This window comes from Oscillibacter sp., assembly GCF_032060045.1.
Taxonomy (GTDB): Bacteria; Bacillota; Clostridia; order Oscillospirales; family Oscillospiraceae; genus Oscillibacter.
Map to the genome: position 1 here is coordinate 121,202 of NZ_DAMBZJ010000001.1, position 18,695 is coordinate 139,896.

Here is an 18,695-nt window from a genome sequence, read left to right on the forward strand (position 1 = left end):
AGGCAGACGCATGAAAAAGGAGTGCTTCGCCATGCTGCTGGCCGGCGGGCAGGGCAGCCGGCTGTACGTGCTTACCGGCGAAATGGCAAAGCCAGCGGTCCCCTTCGGCGGGAAATACCGTATTATCGACTTTCCCCTGTCCAACTGCGCAAACTCCGGCATCGACACCGTGGGCGTGCTGACCCAGTACCGCCCGCTGGAACTGAACGCGTATGTGGACAACGGCCAGACCTGGGATTTGGACAGCAGCACTGGCGGCGTCCACATTCTGCCGCCCTACCAGTCTGCCGCGGGCGGCACGTGGTATAAAGGCACGGCAAACGCCATTTTTCAAAACATCGCTTTTGTCAACCGGTATGATCCGGAATATGTGGTGCTTCTATCCGGCGACCATATCTATAAAATGGATTACTCCCGGATGGTGGAGCGGCACAAGGAAACCGGTGCGGCCTGCACCATCTCCGTGATGGAGGTCCCATGGAGCGATGCTTCCCGCTTCGGCATCATGAACGTGGACGCAGGCGGCATGGTGACGGAGTTTGAGGAAAAGCCCAAGCACCCCAAGAGCAATCTTGCCTCCATGGGCATTTACGTCTTTAGCTGGAAGACCCTGCGGGCCTATCTGGAGGAGGACGAAAAGAACAGCACTTCGGAAAACGACTTTGGAAAGAATGTCATCCCCGTCATGCTGCAAAACGGTGAAAAGATGGCGACGTATCGCTTTGAGGGCTATTGGAAAGACGTGGGGACGCTGGAATCCCTCTGGGATGCCAATATGGATATGCTTTCCCCGGAATCAGGCCTTGATTTGCTGGACGAGGCGTGGCCGATTTATGCGCAGTCCCTTTCCCTGCCCCCGGCCTTTCTGGTTAAGCACGCCAAGGTGAGTCACAGTGCTTTCAATCGGGGCGGAAATCTGGATGGAACGGTTGAAAATTCCGTGCTTTCCGCCAGCGTGACGGTGGAAGAGGGAGCAAGGGTCAGCTATTCTGTCCTGATGCCCGGCGCCACTGTGAAAGCTGGGGCCGTGGTGGAATATGCCATCGTGGGGCAGGACGCGGTGATTGGCGAAAACTGCCGCGTAGGCGCGTCGCCCGAGGAGGCGGCCCCCCTTTCGTGGGGGCTTGCGGTCCTGGCCCCCGGCTGCGTGCTGGAGGCGGGGAGAAGCGTTCCGCCCAAAGCCATGCTGGATGAACGCGGCGAGGAGGTGGCGAAATGAACGGGCTACACGGAATTATCTTCTGTTATGAGCGGCGAAACGATTTAAAAGAACTGACCGCCGGTCGCTCCGCGTCTTCCCTCCCTTTTGCAGGACGGTATCGAGCCATTGACTTCGGCCTTTCTAATTTGGTGAACGCCGGAGTGACGGATGTTGGTGTGGTGCTGCACGGGCAGTATCAAAGCCTGATTGACCACTTGGGCAGCGGAAAGAACTGGGATCTCAGCCGCAAGCGGGGAGGACTGAAGCTGCTTCCCCCCTTCGCCTATGAGCGGACGGGCGGCGGTTACGGAGAATTTCGGGGAAAAATGGAGGCGCTGGCAGGGGTACGCAGCTATCTTCAGTCCATCCGACAGGACCATGTGGCGCTGATGGAGGGGGACCTTGTGGTGAATCTCCCTCTTGCCGAGGTGCTGGACCGGCATGTCCGCTCCGGCGCGGACATTACCACTGTCTGCGGGAACGACAGCTTCGCCGTGGACAACGGAACCTATTTCCAGTCCGACGGAGAGGGCCGGGTGCGGGAGGTCTTATACCAGATGCACACGCCCCGGGGCTACCGGGGGCTGGAGGTGTACATCCTGTCCACGAAACTGCTGGTGGATCTGGTGGACCAGTGCATCAGCCGCGACCAGTATAGCTGGCGGCACGACATCCTTCAGGCCAAGGTGGGGGAGATGGACATCCGTTCCTTCATCTGGCCCGGCTTTGCCGCGCAAATTCGCTCCGTGCAGGAGTATTACGACCGGAGCATGCAGCTTCTGGACCCCGCCATTCGGGCGGAGCTGTTCACGCCGCTGCGGCCCATCCGCGCAAAAAACGCCGACAAATCCTCCGCCTACGCGGGGCCTGCGGGCCTGTGCGTCAATTCCCTAATTGGTGACGGCTGCAAGTTGGAAGGTGGCGTGGAAAACTCCATTCTCTTCCCCGGCGTGGTGGTGGAAGAGGGTGCGCGGGTGCGCAACTGCGTATTGTTTAAGGACACCGTGATTCGCCGCAATGCGGATTTGGCCCATATCATCACCGACAAGCGGGTGGAGGTGCTTCCGGACCGCACGCTGATTGGGCACTCCTCCTATCCGCTGGTGGTGAGCAAGGGCGCGCGGGTGTAAAGTTCGCCCACTTGCGGGCGGATTGGAAGCATGGGCATGAGTTAGAAAGGGGAAAACGCCATGAAAATTTTGTATGCTGCCAGCGAGGCTGTACCTTTCTGTAAAACCGGAGGGCTGGCCGATGTGTCCGGTTCTCTGCCCGCCGCCATCGCGGCGGAGGGCGTTCAGATGGCTGTGGTGCTGCCGCTATACCGGCGCATCCGTGAGCAGTTTGGCGCACAACTGGAGTACCTTAGCTATGACTATGTGAATTTGGCGTGGCGGCGGAGCTACTGCGGGCTGTTTCGCCTTGTGCGGGACAAAGTAACCTATTATTTCCTGGACAACGAGCAGTATTTTAACCGCGCGAATTTGTACGGCTATATGGACGACGGGGAGCGGTTCGGCTTTTTCTCCCGGGCGGTGGTGCGGATGCTGCCTCATATGGCCTTCTGGCCCGACGTTATTCACTGCAACGACTGGCAAAGCGCCCTCATCCCTATTTATCTGAAAGACGACGGCGTGCGGGAAGAGCGGTATCGCGCCGTGCGCACCGTCATGACCATTCACAACATCGAGTATCAGGGACGGTTTGGGTCCGAGGTCACGGGGGACTTGTTCGGGCTGGACTCCGGATGGGTGAACGACGGGACCATCATGATGGACGGGGACGTAAATCTTTTGAAGGGTGCCATTCTCTGCGCCGACGCGGTGACCGCCGTGTCCCCTTCCTATGCCGAGGAGTTGAAATACGCCTATTTTGCTCACGGGATGGAGAGTGTGATGCGCCAGTGCGCCTATAAGCTCTCCGGTGTGCTTAATGGCATCGACATGAAGCGCTATGATCCCGGGGCCGACCCGCTGATCGCGAAAAATTATACGGTCTCTGATTTGTCCGGCAAGGCCGCCGACAAGGCGGAGCTGCAAAAATTGATGGGCCTGCGAGAGGAGCCGGACACGCCAATTCTCGCGGTGGTAAGCCGCCTTGTGGCCCACAAGGGGTTGGACCTCATCCGAGAAGTGTTTCACGATATTATGGAGCTTCCCGTGCAGTTGGTGGTGCTGGGGCAGGGTGAGGAAAAATTCGAAGAATTTTTCGCCTGGGCGCAGGGGCAGTATCCCGGCCGGATGGCCGTGCACCTTGGCTATGACGAGGCGCTGGCGATGAATATTTATGCCGGGGCGGATTTATTTTTGATGCCCTCCCGCAGCGAGCCCTGCGGACTGAGCCAGATGATTGCCATGCGGTACGGAACGGTCCCTATCGTCCGGGAGACCGGCGGGCTGAAGGACACCGTCCACCCCTACGAGGCGTGGCGGGACGCGGGGAATGGGTTTACCTTTGCGGCGTACAACTCCGGGGATATGCTCTTTGTCATCCGGCAGGCGGTGGGCCTTTACTGGGACTATCCGGACCACTTCCACCGCCTGCGGCAGCGCTGCATGGAGGGGGACTTTAGCTGGCGGCGCAGCGCGGGAGACTATCTGCGGATTTACAGTGGCATCACAGGAAAACCCCGTGTCAAGCCTGCGGGAGGAGAGCCGGAGAGTCGGGCCGGGGAAGAAGTGCTTAAAAAGCCTGCCGCGCAAGAGGAATCCGCCCAACCGGAAAAAATGGTTCCATCGGCTGCACCTGCCACGGCGGAGCCTGCTGGACAGGAGAAGTCCGTCCAGCCGGAAAAGACGGCGCAAGGGGCGAAGTCTGTTCAATCTCGGCTGACAGGAAGGCCGGAGCAGGGAAAGCTTCCGGGAAGGCCCTCACAGAAAAAACTTTCGGGCAAGGCCGCACAGAAGCGGCTCTCGGCAAAGCCGCCTGCCGCTGCGCTTCCCGAAAAGTCGGCGGTGTCGGCGAAGGCCGAAAGGTCTGCCAAAAAAGCGCCGGAACAAGCAAAGCAAGCCGAAAGAAAGACAGCCAAAAGGAAAGGAAGCGCGGACAAGAAAGAAACGTCCGCGGATAAGGCAGACAAATGACCGCATTTACAACAAGGGAACTAGAAGACGCGCTGACCCGGAAACTGATGATCAACTTTGGAAAAACCGCGGAGGAGGCCGGGGAAACGGAAATGCTTCGCGCCTGCGCACTGGTACTGCGGGATACCATGGCCTTGCGGGGCGTGGAAACCCGGCGGGAAACGCGCCAAAAGGAGAAGAAGAAGGTTCACTATCTGTCTCTGGAATTTTTGATGGGGCGAAGCCTTCAAAAAAACGCGTATAATCTGGGGGTGCTGCCCCAACTCAAGGAAGCGCTGGAGCATATGGGCTTTCAGGCGGGAGACGTGTTCGAGTTGGAGCCGGACGCAGGCCTTGGCAACGGAGGTCTGGGCCGTTTGGCCGCCTGCTATTTGGACTCAATGAGTACGCTGGAAATTCCCGCTACGGGATATTCCATCTGCTACGAGCTGGGGATTTTTAAGCAGAAGATTGTGGAGGGCCAACAGGTAGAGTTGCCCGACGCGTGGAAGGGTATCGGCTCCGCATGGCTTTTGCCAAAGCCCGAGGAGGCCCGACAGATCCGCTTCGGCGGCACGCTACGGGAGTTTTGGAACGACGGACACCTCCACATCGTGCAGGAGGGGGGGACCACTGTACTGGCCGTCCCCTGTGACATGGAAATCGCCGGGTACGACACCGACCACACAAACAAGCTGCGCCTGTGGGACGCAAAATCCCCCAAGCCCGTGGATATGAGCCTTTACTCCAAGGGCGAGTATCTCAAGGCCACGGAGGACGAGGCCATGGCGGAGGTGATTGCCAAGGTCCTCTATCCCGACGACAACCACGAGGAAGGCAAATCCCTGCGGCTGAAACAGCAGTATTTCTTTGTCTCCGCCACGGTGCAGAGCATCGTGGAAGAGCACATGGCCGAATTTGGCACCATGGCTAACTTTCATGAGAAAAATGTGCTTCAAATCAACGATACCCACCCGGCACTGGTTATTCCCGAACTGATGCGGATTTTGATTGACGATGCGGGCATGGGCTGGGATCAGGCGTGGGCGATTACCACCCGGTCTGTGGCCTATACAAACCACACGGTTTTGGCGGAGGCACTGGAAAAGTGGCCTCAGGCCCTGTTTGAGCGGCTGCTGCCCCGCGTCTGGCAGATTACGGAGGAGATTGCCCGGCGATGGGAAGAGAAGTGCCGCGCGTTTTTTCAAAATGAGGAAAAGGTGCGGGACACCGCCGTAGTTTGGGATGGGGTGGTTCGCATGGCGAACCTTTGCATCGCGGGGGGAATGCGAGTCAACGGCGTCAGCGCCCTCCACTCCGATATATTGAAAAACGACGTGTTTCAAAATGCCTGTGCAATGGAGCCGGAGAAGTTCACCAGCGTCACCAACGGCGTGGACCATCGGCGCTGGCTGGCGGAAATTAACCCCGGACTTCACAATCTGGTGTGCGACCTTGCGGGGGGAGAGGCGTATCTCATGGATCCCCAGGCCCTTGCACGGCTGGACGCGCACGCCGATAATCAAGAGGTGCAGCGCCGCCTTGCGGAGATCAAGCGCAAGAATAAGGAGGAGTTTGCCGCCTATGCGAAACAGCAGCAGGGCGTGATGCTGAACCCGGACGCGATTTTTGACGTGCAGGTAAAGCGGCTCCACGAGTATAAGCGCCAGCTTTTAAACGTGCTGCACATCATCGCTCTCTACCAGCGGTTCCAGGACGACCCAAACGCCATCGACTGGCCCCGCACGTTCCTCTTCGGGGCCAAGGCCGCGCCGGGCTATGCCGTCGCAAAGCGGATCATCCGCCTGATTAACTCGCTGGCGGACCAAATTGACCACGATCCCGTCTGTCGCGACAAGCTTCAGGTGGTGTTTCTGGAGAATTACCGGGTGTCCCTTGCGGAGCGGCTGATGCCTGCCAGTGAGGTTTCCCAGCAGATTTCCACCGCCGGAAAGGAAGCCAGCGGCACCGGCAACATGAAATTTATGATGAATGGCGCCCTGACCGTGGGAACACTGGATGGCGCAAACGTGGAGATGCACGATGTTTTGGGGGACGAGAATATGTTCCTTTTCGGGCTTCGGTCCCACGAGGCGGCGGCTTTAAGCCGGGAGGGGTATATCCCCCAGCGATTGTACGCGCGAGACCCGGTGCTGCACCGGGTGCTGGACGCGCTGAAAACGGGCTTCCGGGACGGTGTGAGTTATGAGGACCTGTACCGGCGGCTGCTGTTCGGCGACCACGGAGCCCCCGCGGACGAATATCTGCTGCTGGCGGATTTTGCTGCCTACTGTGACGCCGAAAAGCGCATGGCGGAGGTCTATGCAGACCCGAGGAAATGGAATGCCATGAGTCTAAGGAACATTGCCCGCAGCGGCGTGTTTGCGGCGGACCGCGCTGTGGCGGAGTACGCCGACCGGATTTGGCACGTGCCAGTTCGCAGGGGGCGGTGAGCTTCCCTCGGTAAAAGGAGCGGGCTTGTTACCCGTGTTGTCCCCACTTTACAAATGGGGGCAAACCAGATATAATAATAGAGCTTTGTTACGAAGGGGAAATGAGCCCAAACCAAACACAAACCTGCCCGGCTGTTTCCTAAAGCAGCCGGGCTTTTTCTTTTGGCGGTACAGCCCGTGAAATTGCGCAGCGGCAAAGTCTGACTGCTTACAAATATAAAGGAGGCAACCTGAATGGGACTGATTAAAGCTGCAAAGGGCGCCGTCGAGGGGGCGCTGGCGGACCAGTGGAAGGAGTATTTCTACTGTGAGGCTTTGCCTGTGGATGTGCTGGTGGTGAAAGGGCAAAAGCGCGCGTCTCGCCGCTCGTCCAACACCAAGGGAAGCGAGAATATCATCACCAGCGGCTCCGTCATCGCCGTGGCGGCCGGGCAGTGCATGATGATTGTGGACCAGGGGAAGGTGGCAGAGGTGTGCGCCGACCCCGGTGAATTTATATATGACGCATCCACCGAGCCAACCATTTTTTCCGGTGAACTGGAAGAGAGCATCCGCCGCACCTTTGAGAGCATCGGCAGGCGGTTTACCTCCGGCGGCGAGCCGCCCAAGGACCAGCGGGTTTACTATTTCAACACCAAGGAACTGCCCGGCAACAAATACGGCACTCCCAGCCCGGTCCCCTTTCGGGTGGTGGACCGGAACATCGGGCTGGACATGGATATCGCCATCCGATGCTTCGGTGAGTACAGCTATCGTATCTGTGATCCAATGCTGTTTTATACCAATGTCTGCGGCAATGTGGAGAGCAGCTATACTCGCCAGAGCATTGACGGTCAGCTGAAAAGCGAGCTGATGACCGCGCTTCAGCCCGCCTTTGCAAGAATCAGCGAAATGGGTGTCCGCTACTCCGCGCTGCCCGGTCATACGATGGAGCTTGCGCAGGCGCTTAACGAGGTGCTCGGCGGGAAATGGCGGAAGCTGCGAGGCCTTGAAATCGTCTCCTTCGGTGTTTCCAGCGTGAAGGCAAGCGAGGAAGACGAGCGCATGATTAAAGAATTGCAACGGAACGCGGTCTTTCGCGACCCTGCCATGGCGGCGGCCCAACTGACGGGGGCGCAGGCGGCGGCGATGCAGAGCGCCGCGGCAAATACGAGCACTGGCGCTTCCATGGCGTTTATGGGAATGAACATGGCAGGGGCCGCCGGCGGCATGAACGTGCAGGAGCTTTTCCGCATGGCACAGGAATCCGCGCCCGGAGGTGGCTGGACGTGTCAGTGCGGCGCGAAGGCCACTGGGAAATTCTGTCCCGAGTGCGGCAGGCCGAAGCCCGCACAGGACGGCTGGACGTGTATCTGCGGCGCGGTGAACAAGGGGAAATTCTGCGCCGAGTGCGGCAAGCCAAAGCCTGCGGGCGTCCCACAATACAAGTGCGACAAGTGTGGCTGGGAGCCTGCCGATAAGACCCGCCCGCCCAAATTTTGCCCCGAGTGCGGCGACCCCTTTGACGACGGCGACCTTCAATAAAAACGACGGAGGCGAATGCCCATGGCCACCAAAATTAAGAATTACCAGTGCCCGGCCTGCACTGCGCCTTTACACTTTGGAACCGCATCGGGAAAACTGGAGTGTGAATACTGCGGGTCGTCATTTGACGTGGAAGGCATTGAGCAACCCTACGTAATGCAGGAACAGGAGGAAGCCTCGCAATCGGAACAAAAAATTTTTACAGAGGCTGCCCAGTGGAGCGAGGAAGAAGCTGCGCATCTGCGGACTTATTCCTGCCCCTCCTGCGGGGCGGAGGTAATCTGCGATGATACTACTGCTGCCACGTCCTGCCCCTATTGCGCCAATCCTTTGGTCGTTCTCTCACAATTTTCAGGCCAGCTTAGGCCAGACTATGTGATTCCCTTCCGTATTAATAAAGATGCTGCCATATCCGCGCTGAAGGAACATTACAAGGGTAAGTTATTTTTGCCCAAGTCCTTTAAGCTAAAGAACCATATTCAGGATATTAAGGGTGTTTATGTCCCGTTTTGGCTGTATAGTGGAAAGCTATACGGGAACATAAAATATCTGGCAAGCACTGTTCAGGTACATAGAGGAGTAGACGAGGAGATTACCGTCACCAAACACTATCAGGTGGTGAGAAAGGGTACCGTGACCTTTGAAAAGGTGCCGGTGGATGGTTCTTCTAAAATGCCCAACGCCCATATGGACGCCATCGAGCCATTCGACTATGGGGAGCTGAAGGAATTTTCCACCGCGTATCTGCCCGGCTTTCTGGCGGACAAGTACGATCAGGACGCACAAATGTGCAAAGACAGGTTTTTTTCCCGCATCAAGACCAGTACCGAAGACGCTTTTGCTGCTACTGTTGGAGGCTATTCAAGGGTGGTGAAGGACAGCGAGACCTTCGAGACTATAAACTGCAAGGCAACATATGTCTTACTGCCGGTGTGGATGCTGGCAACCTGCTGGGAGGGAAAGAACTTTCTCTTTGCCATAAACGGCCAGACGGGAAAACTGGTGGGAGACCTACCCATGAGCTGGTTGAAATTTTGGCTCTGTTTTTGTGGAATCTCAATTCCTCTGATAGGACTACTGAGCGCTACTTTGCTTTAAAAAGAGGGGTGCGAATATGAAAAAAACAGGAATTCTTCTGCTTTTGATGCTTACCCTGACATTCGCGCTGCCCCTACCTGTCCTGGCGTCGGAGCTGGACGCGGTGACGGACGCGGCGGACCTTTTAACGAAGACGGAGCGCGAGGAGCTGAACGACCGGGCGGAGGAACTTGCTCAGCAGTATCAATGCGCGGTGTACATCATCACTCTGGAAGAAATGGGGGACGTGGGTGACTTCGACGCCTATGACCTTGCCACAGCTATTTACACGAAACACAACTTTGGCTATGGCGAGGAGAAAAGTGGTCTGATGTTCTTTTTGAGCATGGCAGAGCGGGACTATGCCCTGATTTCCTACGGCTATGGAAACACCGCCTTCACCGATTACGGAAAGGACGTGCTACTGGACCAGAATGTGCTGCCTCTCTTGGGAGAGGACGCCTATTACGAGGGCTTTACCGCCTATCTGGATACGGCGGAGAACTATCTGTCCATGGCGCGGGACGGAAAGCCTTTCGACATGGAGAACGCTCTGGCATATGAGGACGAGAAAAGCAGTCCTGAAACAGCGGATACCCGTTTTGAAACGGAGCGCTCTTCAGAAGGGGAAGTCCACCCAAGATATAATGAAGAGGAGTATAAGTCTAGGGTGACCGTTGTAATTTTGCTGCCACTCATTCTCGCAACTGCGCTGTGTATCCACTGGAAGGGGGAAATGAAGACTGCTGTGACCGCACGGACTGCCACCCGCTATATTCCCTCGGATGGATTTCAGCTGACGGAGCAGAAGGATACGTTTCTTCGCAGGACGGAAACGCGCCGCAGAATTGAAAATAATTCCACGGGAGGATATTCCGGAGGAGGGAACTCAGGGGGGAGTCGCTCGGGCGGGACCAACACGCGCTCCGGCGGGACCAGCACGCGCTCCGGCGGGACCAGCACGCGCTCCGGCGGAACCAACACGCGCTCCAGCGGAACCAACACGCGCTCCGGCGGGACCAATACGCGCTCCGGCGGCTTCTCCGGAAGAAGCGGAAAATTCTGACCGGACGGCGGAGCGTCGGCTATGCCCCGGCTGGGCGGAGATGATTGTCGCCGCTCGCCCTCAGAAAGAGGTGGTCCACGCGCGGCGGAAGAATAGCTCTTCCGCCGCCCGTTTTTTGAGCTATATTGTACCAAGTTTTGATCAGACCAATTAAAGGAGCATTCATGAAAAAAGCACAGAGTATCTTTCTATCCAGTCTTTTGGCGATTACAGTTTTTTTGTCCGCCTGCGCTTCGGCCACGCGCCCCCTTTCCTTTACACGTTCAGACGTACCGGAGTTTTCCGATCAGCCCTATGTCCTTTTAAACGACAACCTTCCAGATTTTCCTGACACGGACTATACGGAAACTTCGTTTGAGGAATACAGTCCTCAGGACCTTTTGGGCCGGTGCGGCCCGGCCTATGCCAACGTAAGCCCGGACACCATGCCCACAGAACCCCGGGGAGAGATCGGGCAGGTGAAGCCTTCCGGCTGGCACACGGTGAAATACGACCTTGTGGACGGCAAATACCTTTATAACCGCTGTCACCTACTGGGCTATCAGCTTACAGGGGAAAACGCCAATGAGGAAAATCTGATTACCGGAACCCGGTATATGAACGTGGAGGGAATGCTGCCCTTTGAAAACGAGGTGGCCGACTACGTGAAGGAGACGGGAAACCACGTGCTCTACCGGGTTACGCCTGTTTTTGAGGGGACCGAGCTTGTGGCAAGAGGCGTTCAAATGGAGGCTGAATCCGTGGAAGATGGCGGCGATGGTGTGCGCTTCAACGTGTACGTCTATAACGCCCAACCCGGCGTCACGATTGATTACGCCACCGGGGACAGCTATCTGACTGGGGAGGAAGCCAATGCTTCCTCCGACATTCCAGTAGAGGAGAGGTATGTGCTCAACACCAAATCCATGAAATTTCACCGGACGGACTGTTCCGGCGTTCGTTCCATGAGCGAAAGTAACCGCCGGGACTACACCGGCAACCGAGAGAAATTGGTTGACGAGGGCTATGCTCCTTGCGGGCAGTGTAAGCCCTGAGTGCTAGGCAGTTAATTGGGGATAAAGGGAAAGCACCGCCTGCTTGGCGGTGCTTTCCTATCGCGCAGGGCCTCAGCCGCCGAGGGTGACAAGGCGACGCATGCCGTTTAGGTCATCGCTGCTTACCGGAGCGGAGAACACGCCGCCCAGTGCGCCGGTTACGTCGCCCTGCACGCGGGACAGTTCCTCCATTGCCGCCGCCAGAGCGGAGCGGAATGCATCCCCATTCAAGCATTCGTCTCCCGGGCGGGCGGCCAAAATCGTGGTGTAGCACTTCTCGGTAACGCCGATGACGGTGGTTTCGTCAAAAATCCCACCGGGGCGCTGCAGTTCCTCCTGCCAAAAAGACGTAAGCTCGGGCCGCACGTCGGCAGGAATAACCACAACGTCCGCATCTCCTGTGGCCAGCGTCCGCAAGAGATCGTGCCCGCTCTCGCTTGACGATGTGCCAACGGAAACCTTACTCAGGTCAGAAAGGGTGTTCCCCTCGTAATGATCGGCCAGCCACAGACCGGTCATGCTTGTTTCATTGGGAGCCAAAAACCACGCGGCCCGATCAAGCTCATCCCAAGTCAGAGGCGTGTCCGATGCGGTCCGGTTTGCCAACTGGCGGCCGTACTCCGATGGGCCGGCTAGAATTAGATATCGCAGCCCGCCGGATGGCGTGTCGTCCCCGTCGGACGGCCCGTCCGCCCAGCGCGCCGGATCGGTGCTGTCGGGCAGACCATTGCGCTCCAGCGCCGTCAGCAGGGGAACGGCAGACCCGCCCGCTTCTACAAAGGCTTTTCCAGGCAGTATGGCCAAATCGATGCCGCCCTCTTCCAAAGCCTGAGCCGTGGAGGCGGGGGACGCACCCACAGTGACTTCCACCATGTCTGCTTCCACGCCGTGGTTGGCCAGCGCGGTTTTTAGAGCTTGCGGAAGAGCTTGCACCGCATACATCAGCATGTCGGCAGACAGTCCCTCCCGGCGGGTCAGCTCCAGCCGCAGCGTTTCCAGCTTTAGAGGCTCGTCGACGGTGGAAGAGTCGGGCAAGGAAGAAGAGGCCGGTCCGGCTCCCGCTCCACAGGCAGACAGGCAGAACATGAGCAAAAGCGCCGCCAGTGCGGCCGCGGTGTTTTTCATGGCAATCTCCTTTAGATAAATCATAGGCTTGTTGGTTGCGTGGGTAGACATTTTTTGGGGCGTGTGATATGATAATCCCATAATTTTTGTCAGTCAATTGTATCACCGGATACTGCCGGACGCAAGCCCGGCGGCAGAAAGAACAGGAGGAAATCGAAATGTTTCAGCGCTCAGAAAATTGTCATCGTGAAGACCAAAACATACGGGGCGGAAACGGCTTAGCCCACATCAAGGTTTTGGCAACACCAGACCAGATGTATGGCAAAGCCCGGATTTTCAACCATATGACTTTGGACCCGGGCTGCTCCTTTGGATACCATCCCCATGTGCATGAGACAGAGTTTTACTACATCTTGAGCGGCGAGGCAATCTTTAACGACAACGGCACGGAGGTGGTTCTTCACGCCGGGGATATCACCGAAACCGGCGGCGGTAATTCCCACGGTTTGGAAAACCGCGGCGACGTGCCGGTGGAGCTGATTGCTCTGATTGTCAACGAATAAGGAGCGCCTTTGTGAGCAAGCTGATCGATCAGCTTCGCGCCCACGGCGCGGACATGGACGGAGCCATGAACCGCCTTATGGGCGATGAGGAGCTGTACGCCATGTGCTTTGGCCTGTTTTTGAAAGATGCGGCGTTTGCCGCGTTGGGTGCCGCACTGGACGCAAGAGACTGGACCGCTGCATTTGAAGCGGCCCACTGTCTGAAGGGTGTGGCCGGGAATCTGGGCCTGACCCGGATTTACCGGCTTGGCAGTGAACTGGTGGAGCCGCTACGCAGCGGCGAACCAAGCGCGGCAGATCTTCTGGCCTTTTACGCGGACCTGATAGAAGAACGTGACACGCTGCGTGGTTTCACGGAGGAATAGGAGGACCGTTCTTTCGAAAAGAGGGCGGCGAGCCACCCCGTCAACAGCGGGCAATGCCGGAAAGCGAAAAGTACTTAAGCGATCCCGAATTTCAGTAAATACGCGGAGCGAAGGAACAAAACCTTCGCTCCGCGCTTGTTATTTCCCGAGGCGGGGACAGAAGCGTTCCGGTTTTGTGGAAAGTTATGTTTTTTTGGCACTGTTTTTACATGATTTGTGTGCACAAAACACGGAAAGTCCTTTGACTCTTTGGAGAAACATGGTATAATATAAAACGAGAAAAAATTCGACTACTTTTGACCTGCCCAAACCGGGAAACCGTCAGGGCGGGGTTTGCGGGTGCAGTGAACACGGAAAGCCGCGCCCAAACTATGTGAGAGGGAAGTGACCCAGATGGATCGTACGGCCTATGGACATCTTAAAAAATGGAAAGAGCGAAAGATCCGCCACCCGCTGATATTGCGAGGACCCAGGCAGGTTGGCAAGACCTGGCTGCTGCGGGAATTTGGCGAGAAGGAATACGCGCGGTGCGTATATGTGGACTTTGAACACAGCAGTCAGGTTTCCGGCCTGTTTGACGGCAATCCTTCGGTGGACCGGATTATCACGGAGTTGGAGTTGTATGCCGGATTTAAAATCGATCCAGCGAAGACGCTGCTGGTGTTTGACGAAGTGCAGGCCATTCCGCAGGCGCTGGCCTGCTTGAAACTGTTTGGCAAGGAGGCGCCTCAGTACCATGTCCTCTGCGGCAGCAGCGGGCTGGACGCGGCAATCCGAAGCGGCGCACCCTTTCCTGCGGAGTGGGTGGAGGTTTTGGATTTACACCCATTATCCTTTTTTGAGTTTCTCCGTGCCGTTGGGCAGGAGGACTACGTGGCAATGCTGAGAGAGAGCCGCTATGACCTGACTCCCAACTATCGGCAGGACTATATCCGGTTTTTAAAATACTATTGCTTCGTGGGCGGCATGCCCGAAGCGGTCAGCGCCTTTGTGGCGAACCGCGATTTTTTTGCCGCACGGGAAGCGCAGACGCGCGTTTTGTCCGTCTATGAGCAGAGCTTTTCAAAATATGCGCCCATTGACGCGCTGCCCCGCATTCGAACGCTGTGGAGTAGCATTCCCCGGCAGCTGGACCGAGAGAACCGGAAGTTTCTCTTTGGAGCGATGAAAGAGGGCGCCCGCGCGCGGGAGTTTGACGCTGCGCTGACATGGCTGACGGACAATGGCCTTATCCGGGACATCCATCGGGCCGAGATCCCGGAATCGCCTCTGGCGGCCAGCGAGGACGTCCGGGCGTTTAAGCTGTATCTTCCGGACGTGGGATTGCTTGGCTGTCTGCTTGGTCTGCGGCAGGACCTGCTGCTGGAGGGTAACTCGTTGTTCCGGGCCTATCACGGAGCACTGACGGAGCAGTATGTACTCCAGCAGCTTGACAGCCTGAACCAGATGGTGGTGTGTTACTGGGTGGCCCCTCGGGGCACCGCCGAGGTGGAGTTTTTGGTGGATAACGGCTTGGAGTCCATTCCCGTGGAGGTGACGGTGGAGCAGAATCTTCAGTCCAAAAAGCTGAAGGTCTTCCGGGAGCGGTTTTTGCCCCGGCAGTCCATCCGCACTTCTCTCACAGACTATCGCCGGGAACCGGGGCTTTTAAACCTGCCCCTCTGGGCTCTTGAAACGCTGTAAATAGCAGACGGCGGCTATGCAATAAACGTCGGTAAAAACGAAGTGCGCTTTGGCGAATTGCCAAAGCGCACTTTTTATAGTAGACAGGGTTCCTAAGGACGAAACTTACAGGTTCCACTGCTGCCCCATCCGATCCACCGGCAGCAGAATCTCCGTCCATTGGGGATGCTTCACCAAAAAACGCTGCGTGGGACTGAAATCCTTCCACTGGTGCATGGGAATCAGCCGCTTTACCTCCGCCAACTCCAAAAGATAGCAAAGGCCCCAGTCTGCGGCCTCTCCCTGACGGGGGTCCAGTGGAGCAAAAGCCAAGTCGATGCGCCGTCCCCGGAGAGGCTCGATATACCGCTTGAAGTCGGCCTCCATATTTCGGTTCCAGTCCCCCGGTTCCTCCTCCCAGTGCCACCAATTCAGATCTCCGGCATGGTAAAGGGTTTTTCCCTCACAGGTGATGATCAGCGCAACGCCTTCATCGGTAGAGGGCAGCGTTTCCAATGTGATGCCGTGGGGGAGCTCCGTACATTCGTTCCCTTCCAAAATGGCGCATTTCTCCGCCGTTTCGGGCGAGAGGCCCCATTTCTCACAATTTTCGTTGGAAAGATCAATGCCCTTTCCAAGAAAAAAACGGACCTCACGGCGTTGGTCGTCCAACGAAAAAATTTGGGGAGTGAAATGGTCACCGTGCCCATGACTTGCAAAACAGAACAGGGGTTTGTCTGAAAGGGAAGGGAGGGTCCCTTTCCACCAGTCAAAAAGAAGGTTTACGCGGTCCAGCTCCACCAAAAAGCCGCTGTGGGCCAAAAACGTGACGCGCATCATTTGAATTTCACTGCCGTACCGTAGGCCACCACCTCGGCTGCGCCCTGCATCACGGCGGAGGATGCAATTCGCAGGCCTACCACCGCGTCCGCCCCAAGACGCTCCGCTTCGTCCACCATGCGCTTGGTGGCAATGGCCCGGGCCTCATCCAGCATCTCCGTATAGCTTTTAATTTCGCCGCCCACCAGCGTCTTCATTCCGGCCATAAAATCGTGGCCAAAGTTCTTGCTGAATACGACAGTGCCTTTCACTGCCTCCAAAACCTCCAGCTCCCGCCCGGGAATCGTCTCAATCGTAACTAACTTCAATTGTGTGTCCTCCTGTCATTTTTGCCTATGCGCGCCATTCTAAGGTTAAAAGTGCTTCGCGTCTTCTTCTTCTCTCTGGCCAAGCTCCCGCAGGCGCTGAATCAACGCCGAAATCACGCCCACGATCACCACCGCGGGAAGTCCCACTAAAAGCGCCATAAGGGGCATGGGTGGCGCGCCCGCAGGGTCCGTTTCAAAGCCCCAGACCATCAGCCAAATGATGCCCAGCATCAGCACTGTCATCAAAACCGCGCAGGCAATGGGCGCGATATAGCGTCCGGGGCCGTCCTTATTTCTCCAATTCATAAAACCATCCTCCGTTCTCCGACTGTGCCAAATGGGTTTGCGAAAAATTTCAAAAAGGGATATCCGCATGCAGTGAAATATGCTATACTAATGCTGTGGTTTCTTGAGATGAGCAGAGCTTTAAAATTTATTTTTTAGGAGTATAGTATAGCATGCCTCCAGCCCATTTGACAACTCTATCGGGCATTGTTTCCCCTCTCCTTACGTGGTATCGCACTAATGCCCGGGACCTGCCATGGCGGAAGACCCGGGATCCCTATCCCATCTGGGTGTCAGAAGTGATGCTCCAGCAGACGCGGGTGGCGGCGGTGTTGGGATATTATGCGCGGTTTCTCACTGCGTTTCCCACCGTTGGAGCATTGGCGGACGCGCCGGAGGAGATCCTTTTGAAGCAGTGGGAGGGCCTTGGCTATTACAGCCGCGCCAGAAATTTACAGCGAGCGGCGCGGCTTGTGGCTATGACTATGGAGGGGCGCTTTCCTGACACCTATGACGGGCTTCTTGCCTTGCCGGGCGTGGGAGACTACACCGCGTCCGCCGTGGCCTCTGCGGCCTTTGGCCTGCGGGAACCGGCGGTGGATGGCAACGTGCTTCGGGTATTCACCCGGCTGACGGACTGTCATGACGACATCGCCGATTCCGGGACGAAAAAAGCCGTCCGGGCGCAGATTGGGGCGGTGATGCCCAAAGAGCCGGAGGACATTCGCATTTTCAATCAGGCGCTGATGGAGCTGGGGGCCGTGGTCTGCGTGCCGGGCGGTCCGCCAAAATGTCACTTGTGTCCGCTGATGGAACAGTGCCTTGGCCGGACCCGGGGAACAGCGGAACGCCTGCCGGTAAAGTCCCCCAAAAAGGCGCGGCGGATTGAGGAAAAAACTGTGTTTCTCTTCCTGCGGGGCGAAGAAATTGCTCTGCGCAAGCGGCCCGAGGGTGGTTTGCTTGCGGGACTGTGGGAGTTTCCCAACGCGGAGGGCGCGCTGGATGAAACGGCGGCGGCGGACCAATGCGCCCGTTGGGCCATTTCACCCCGGGCATGGAAGCGGCGATTGACGGCAAAGCATATTTTTTCCCATGTGGAGTGGCATATGACCTGCTATGTGATGGAGGTTTTTGGAAGCGGACCGGAGAACTTCTTCTGGGCCAACGGACCAGCACTAGATCGGCTGGCCGTGCCCTCGGCCTTCGCCCGGTTAAAGGAAGAGGCAGAAGCGGCGCTGAAAGAATCGGGCGGGGGAAAGCAGCTTGAAGGAGGGCTTGTCCATGGACTTGACGGTGGAGCTTGCATATAACGATCAGGAGGAGCTTCGTCCGCTGTTTCTGGAATATACGGAGATGCTGGTGCGGGAAAGCCCGTCTGTTGCGGACTATCTGAACCTCCAGCACTATGACGCCGAGCTTTTGGACCTTGAAAGCAAATATGGGCTGCCGGATGGGCGGCTGTATCTTGCGCGGGTGGACGGCGCTGCGGCGGGTTGCGCCGCGCTGCGAAAGCTGGACGAATCCCGCTGCGAGCTGAAGCGGATGTATGTCCGTCCCCAATATCGGGGAAAGAAAATTTCCGGGGCACTACTGGACCGGCTTCTGGCAGACGCGCACGAGATCGGCTATCAAAAAATGCTGCTGGACACCCTGCCATTTCTGACAACGGCCATCACCATGTATCGGCGTCGGGGATTTCAGGAAATCCCATGCTATAACGACAGCCCCGTGCCCGAAACCATTTATATGGAGCGGGAGCTGTAAGTCTCAAAAGCTCGATTTTGAAACGAAAGCGGAAAGCGAGGTACTGCTGATATGCTATTGACATTGGAATTGGCTTATGAACAGCCGGAGGTCATGCGCTCCATGATTCAGGAATACGTGGATACGCTGATTCTGGCGGTGCCGCCCTTCGCCTCGTATCTTCAGGTGCAGCATTGCGACGCGGAGCTGGCAAACCTGCGCCAGAAATATGGCAAGCCAGACGGGCGGCTGTATCTTGTCCGCGTGGACGGAACCCCTGCAGGCTGCGCTGCCTTGCAGCGGCTGGATGGGGAAAGCTGCGAAGTGAAGCGGCTATATGTCCGCCCCCGGTTCCGGAAAAAAGGCGCGGGGATGACCTTGATGAACCGGCTGATTTCCGACGCGCGGGAGATTGGATACCAGCAGATGAAGCTGGACACGCTGCCCATG

The 18,695-nt window shown here is 57.2% G+C and carries 18 protein-coding genes; 14 read left to right on the forward strand and 4 right to left on the reverse strand.

All coding sequences use genetic code 11. The features are described 5' to 3' along the window. Positions 1-10: 10 nt before the first annotated feature. From RT018_RS00525 to RT018_RS00560, 8 genes are all read left to right on the forward strand, one after another. Positions 11-1,219, forward strand: coding sequence for a glucose-1-phosphate adenylyltransferase (locus tag RT018_RS00525; RefSeq protein ID WP_312938566.1), 1,209 nt, complete (start codon positions 11-13; stop codon positions 1,217-1,219). Further along, positions 1,216-2,331, forward strand: a complete 1,116-nt coding sequence (gene glgD / locus RT018_RS00530; RefSeq protein ID WP_312938567.1) for a glucose-1-phosphate adenylyltransferase subunit GlgD — start codon at positions 1,216-1,218, stop codon at positions 2,329-2,331. The genes RT018_RS00525 and glgD overlap by 4 nt, the downstream gene beginning before the upstream one ends. A 60-nt stretch (positions 2,332-2,391) precedes the next feature. After that, the gene (gene glgA, locus RT018_RS00535; RefSeq protein ID WP_312938568.1) at positions 2,392-4,281 is read left to right on the forward strand and encodes a glycogen synthase GlgA; all 1,890 of its coding nucleotides are present in this window, start codon (positions 2,392-2,394) and stop codon (positions 4,279-4,281) included. Continuing rightward, on the forward strand, positions 4,278-6,713 hold the full coding sequence (locus RT018_RS00540) for a glycogen/starch/alpha-glucan phosphorylase (protein ID WP_312938569.1): 2,436 nt from the start codon (positions 4,278-4,280) through the stop codon (positions 6,711-6,713). Before glgA ends, RT018_RS00540 begins: the two co-directional genes overlap by 4 nt. A 234-nt stretch (positions 6,714-6,947) precedes the next feature. Then, positions 6,948-8,237, forward strand: a complete 1,290-nt coding sequence (locus RT018_RS00545; RefSeq protein WP_312938570.1) for an SPFH domain-containing protein — start codon at positions 6,948-6,950, stop codon at positions 8,235-8,237. Positions 8,238-8,258: 21 nt separating this feature from the next. Continuing rightward, positions 8,259-9,335, forward strand: a complete 1,077-nt coding sequence (locus tag RT018_RS00550) for a hypothetical protein (RefSeq protein WP_312938571.1) — start codon at positions 8,259-8,261, stop codon at positions 9,333-9,335. Positions 9,336-9,351: 16 nt separating this feature from the next. After that, positions 9,352-10,380, forward strand: coding sequence for a TPM domain-containing protein (locus RT018_RS00555; RefSeq protein ID WP_312938572.1), 1,029 nt, complete (start codon positions 9,352-9,354; stop codon positions 10,378-10,380). A gap of 164 nt (positions 10,381-10,544) precedes the next feature. Further along, entirely contained in the window at positions 10,545-11,414 is an 870-nt protein-coding gene (locus RT018_RS00560; RefSeq protein ID WP_312938573.1) for a DNA/RNA non-specific endonuclease, read from the forward strand. A 72-nt stretch (positions 11,415-11,486) separates the two neighbouring features. Here RT018_RS00560 and RT018_RS00565 read toward each other — a convergent pair whose 3' ends face one another. Then, a complete protein-coding gene (locus RT018_RS00565) occupies positions 11,487-12,539 on the reverse strand; it encodes a PhnD/SsuA/transferrin family substrate-binding protein (RefSeq protein ID WP_312938575.1) in 1,053 nt (350 codons plus the stop codon). 158 nt (positions 12,540-12,697) lie between these two features. On the opposite strand from RT018_RS00565, the gene RT018_RS00570 reads away from it, so the two are divergent. The 3 genes from RT018_RS00570 (at position 12,698) to RT018_RS00580 (ending at position 15,090) form a co-directional block, all read left to right on the forward strand. Beyond that, a complete protein-coding gene (locus tag RT018_RS00570) occupies positions 12,698-13,042 on the forward strand; it encodes a cupin domain-containing protein (RefSeq protein WP_312938576.1) in 345 nt (114 codons plus the stop codon). An 11-nt stretch (positions 13,043-13,053) separates the two neighbouring features. Continuing rightward, positions 13,054-13,407, forward strand: coding sequence for an Hpt domain-containing protein (locus tag RT018_RS00575; protein WP_312938577.1), 354 nt, complete (start codon positions 13,054-13,056; stop codon positions 13,405-13,407). Between the two features lie 393 nt (positions 13,408-13,800). Further along, positions 13,801-15,090, forward strand: a complete 1,290-nt coding sequence (locus RT018_RS00580) for a DUF4143 domain-containing protein (protein ID WP_312938578.1) — start codon at positions 13,801-13,803, stop codon at positions 15,088-15,090. A 105-nt stretch (positions 15,091-15,195) separates the two neighbouring features. Here RT018_RS00580 and RT018_RS00585 read toward each other — a convergent pair whose 3' ends face one another. From RT018_RS00585 to RT018_RS00595, 3 genes are read right to left on the reverse strand one after another with little or no spacing between them, the layout of a single operon-like run. Further along, positions 15,196-15,909 (reverse strand): MBL fold metallo-hydrolase, encoded by a 714-nt coding sequence (locus RT018_RS00585; RefSeq protein ID WP_312938579.1) that lies wholly within the window; start codon positions 15,907-15,909, stop codon positions 15,196-15,198. After that, complete coding sequence (locus tag RT018_RS00590; RefSeq protein ID WP_312938580.1) at positions 15,906-16,217, reverse strand: YbjQ family protein; 312 nt, start codon at positions 16,215-16,217, stop codon at positions 15,906-15,908. The genes RT018_RS00585 and RT018_RS00590 overlap by 4 nt, the downstream gene beginning before the upstream one ends. Positions 16,218-16,262: 45 nt before the next feature. Continuing rightward, entirely contained in the window at positions 16,263-16,523 is a 261-nt protein-coding gene (locus RT018_RS00595; RefSeq protein WP_312938581.1) for a hypothetical protein, read from the reverse strand. A 152-nt stretch (positions 16,524-16,675) separates the two neighbouring features. On the opposite strand from RT018_RS00595, the gene mutY reads away from it, so the two are divergent. The 3 genes from mutY to RT018_RS00610 all read left to right on the forward strand — a co-directional run. Continuing rightward, positions 16,676-17,812 (forward strand): A/G-specific adenine glycosylase, encoded by a 1,137-nt coding sequence (gene mutY / locus RT018_RS00600; protein WP_312938582.1) that lies wholly within the window; start codon positions 16,676-16,678, stop codon positions 17,810-17,812. Beyond that, a complete protein-coding gene (locus RT018_RS00605; RefSeq protein ID WP_312938583.1) occupies positions 17,784-18,266 on the forward strand; it encodes a GNAT family N-acetyltransferase in 483 nt (160 codons plus the stop codon). The genes mutY and RT018_RS00605 overlap by 29 nt, the downstream gene beginning before the upstream one ends. A gap of 51 nt (positions 18,267-18,317) precedes the next feature. Further along, positions 18,318-18,695, forward strand: a 378-nt coding sequence (locus RT018_RS00610) for a GNAT family N-acetyltransferase (protein WP_312938584.1), incomplete at its 3' end; no start/stop codon positions are given.

Coding starts and splice junctions, on each gene's coding strand:
- RT018_RS00555 (WP_312938572.1), top strand. CDS start 9,352: ATGAAAAAAACAGGAATTCTTCTGCTTTTGATGCTTACCCTGACATTC.
- RT018_RS00595 (WP_312938581.1), bottom strand. CDS start 16,523: ATGAATTGGAGAAATAAGGACGGCCCCGGACGCTATATCGCGCCCATT.
- mutY (WP_312938582.1), top strand. CDS start 16,676: ATGCCTCCAGCCCATTTGACAACTCTATCGGGCATTGTTTCCCCTCTC.
- glgD (WP_312938567.1), top strand. CDS start 1,216: ATGAACGGGCTACACGGAATTATCTTCTGTTATGAGCGGCGAAACGAT.
- RT018_RS00545 (WP_312938570.1), top strand. CDS start 6,948: ATGGGACTGATTAAAGCTGCAAAGGGCGCCGTCGAGGGGGCGCTGGCG.
- RT018_RS00560 (WP_312938573.1), top strand. CDS start 10,545: ATGAAAAAAGCACAGAGTATCTTTCTATCCAGTCTTTTGGCGATTACA.
- RT018_RS00580 (WP_312938578.1), top strand. CDS start 13,801: ATGGATCGTACGGCCTATGGACATCTTAAAAAATGGAAAGAGCGAAAG.
- RT018_RS00550 (WP_312938571.1), top strand. CDS start 8,259: ATGGCCACCAAAATTAAGAATTACCAGTGCCCGGCCTGCACTGCGCCT.
- RT018_RS00540 (WP_312938569.1), top strand. CDS start 4,278: ATGACCGCATTTACAACAAGGGAACTAGAAGACGCGCTGACCCGGAAA.
- glgA (WP_312938568.1), top strand. CDS start 2,392: ATGAAAATTTTGTATGCTGCCAGCGAGGCTGTACCTTTCTGTAAAACC.
- RT018_RS00565 (WP_312938575.1), bottom strand. CDS start 12,539: ATGAAAAACACCGCGGCCGCACTGGCGGCGCTTTTGCTCATGTTCTGC.
- RT018_RS00605 (WP_312938583.1), top strand. CDS start 17,784: ATGGACTTGACGGTGGAGCTTGCATATAACGATCAGGAGGAGCTTCGT.
- RT018_RS00570 (WP_312938576.1), top strand. CDS start 12,698: ATGTTTCAGCGCTCAGAAAATTGTCATCGTGAAGACCAAAACATACGG.
- RT018_RS00525 (WP_312938566.1), top strand. CDS start 11: ATGAAAAAGGAGTGCTTCGCCATGCTGCTGGCCGGCGGGCAGGGCAGC.
- RT018_RS00585 (WP_312938579.1), bottom strand. CDS start 15,909: ATGATGCGCGTCACGTTTTTGGCCCACAGCGGCTTTTTGGTGGAGCTG.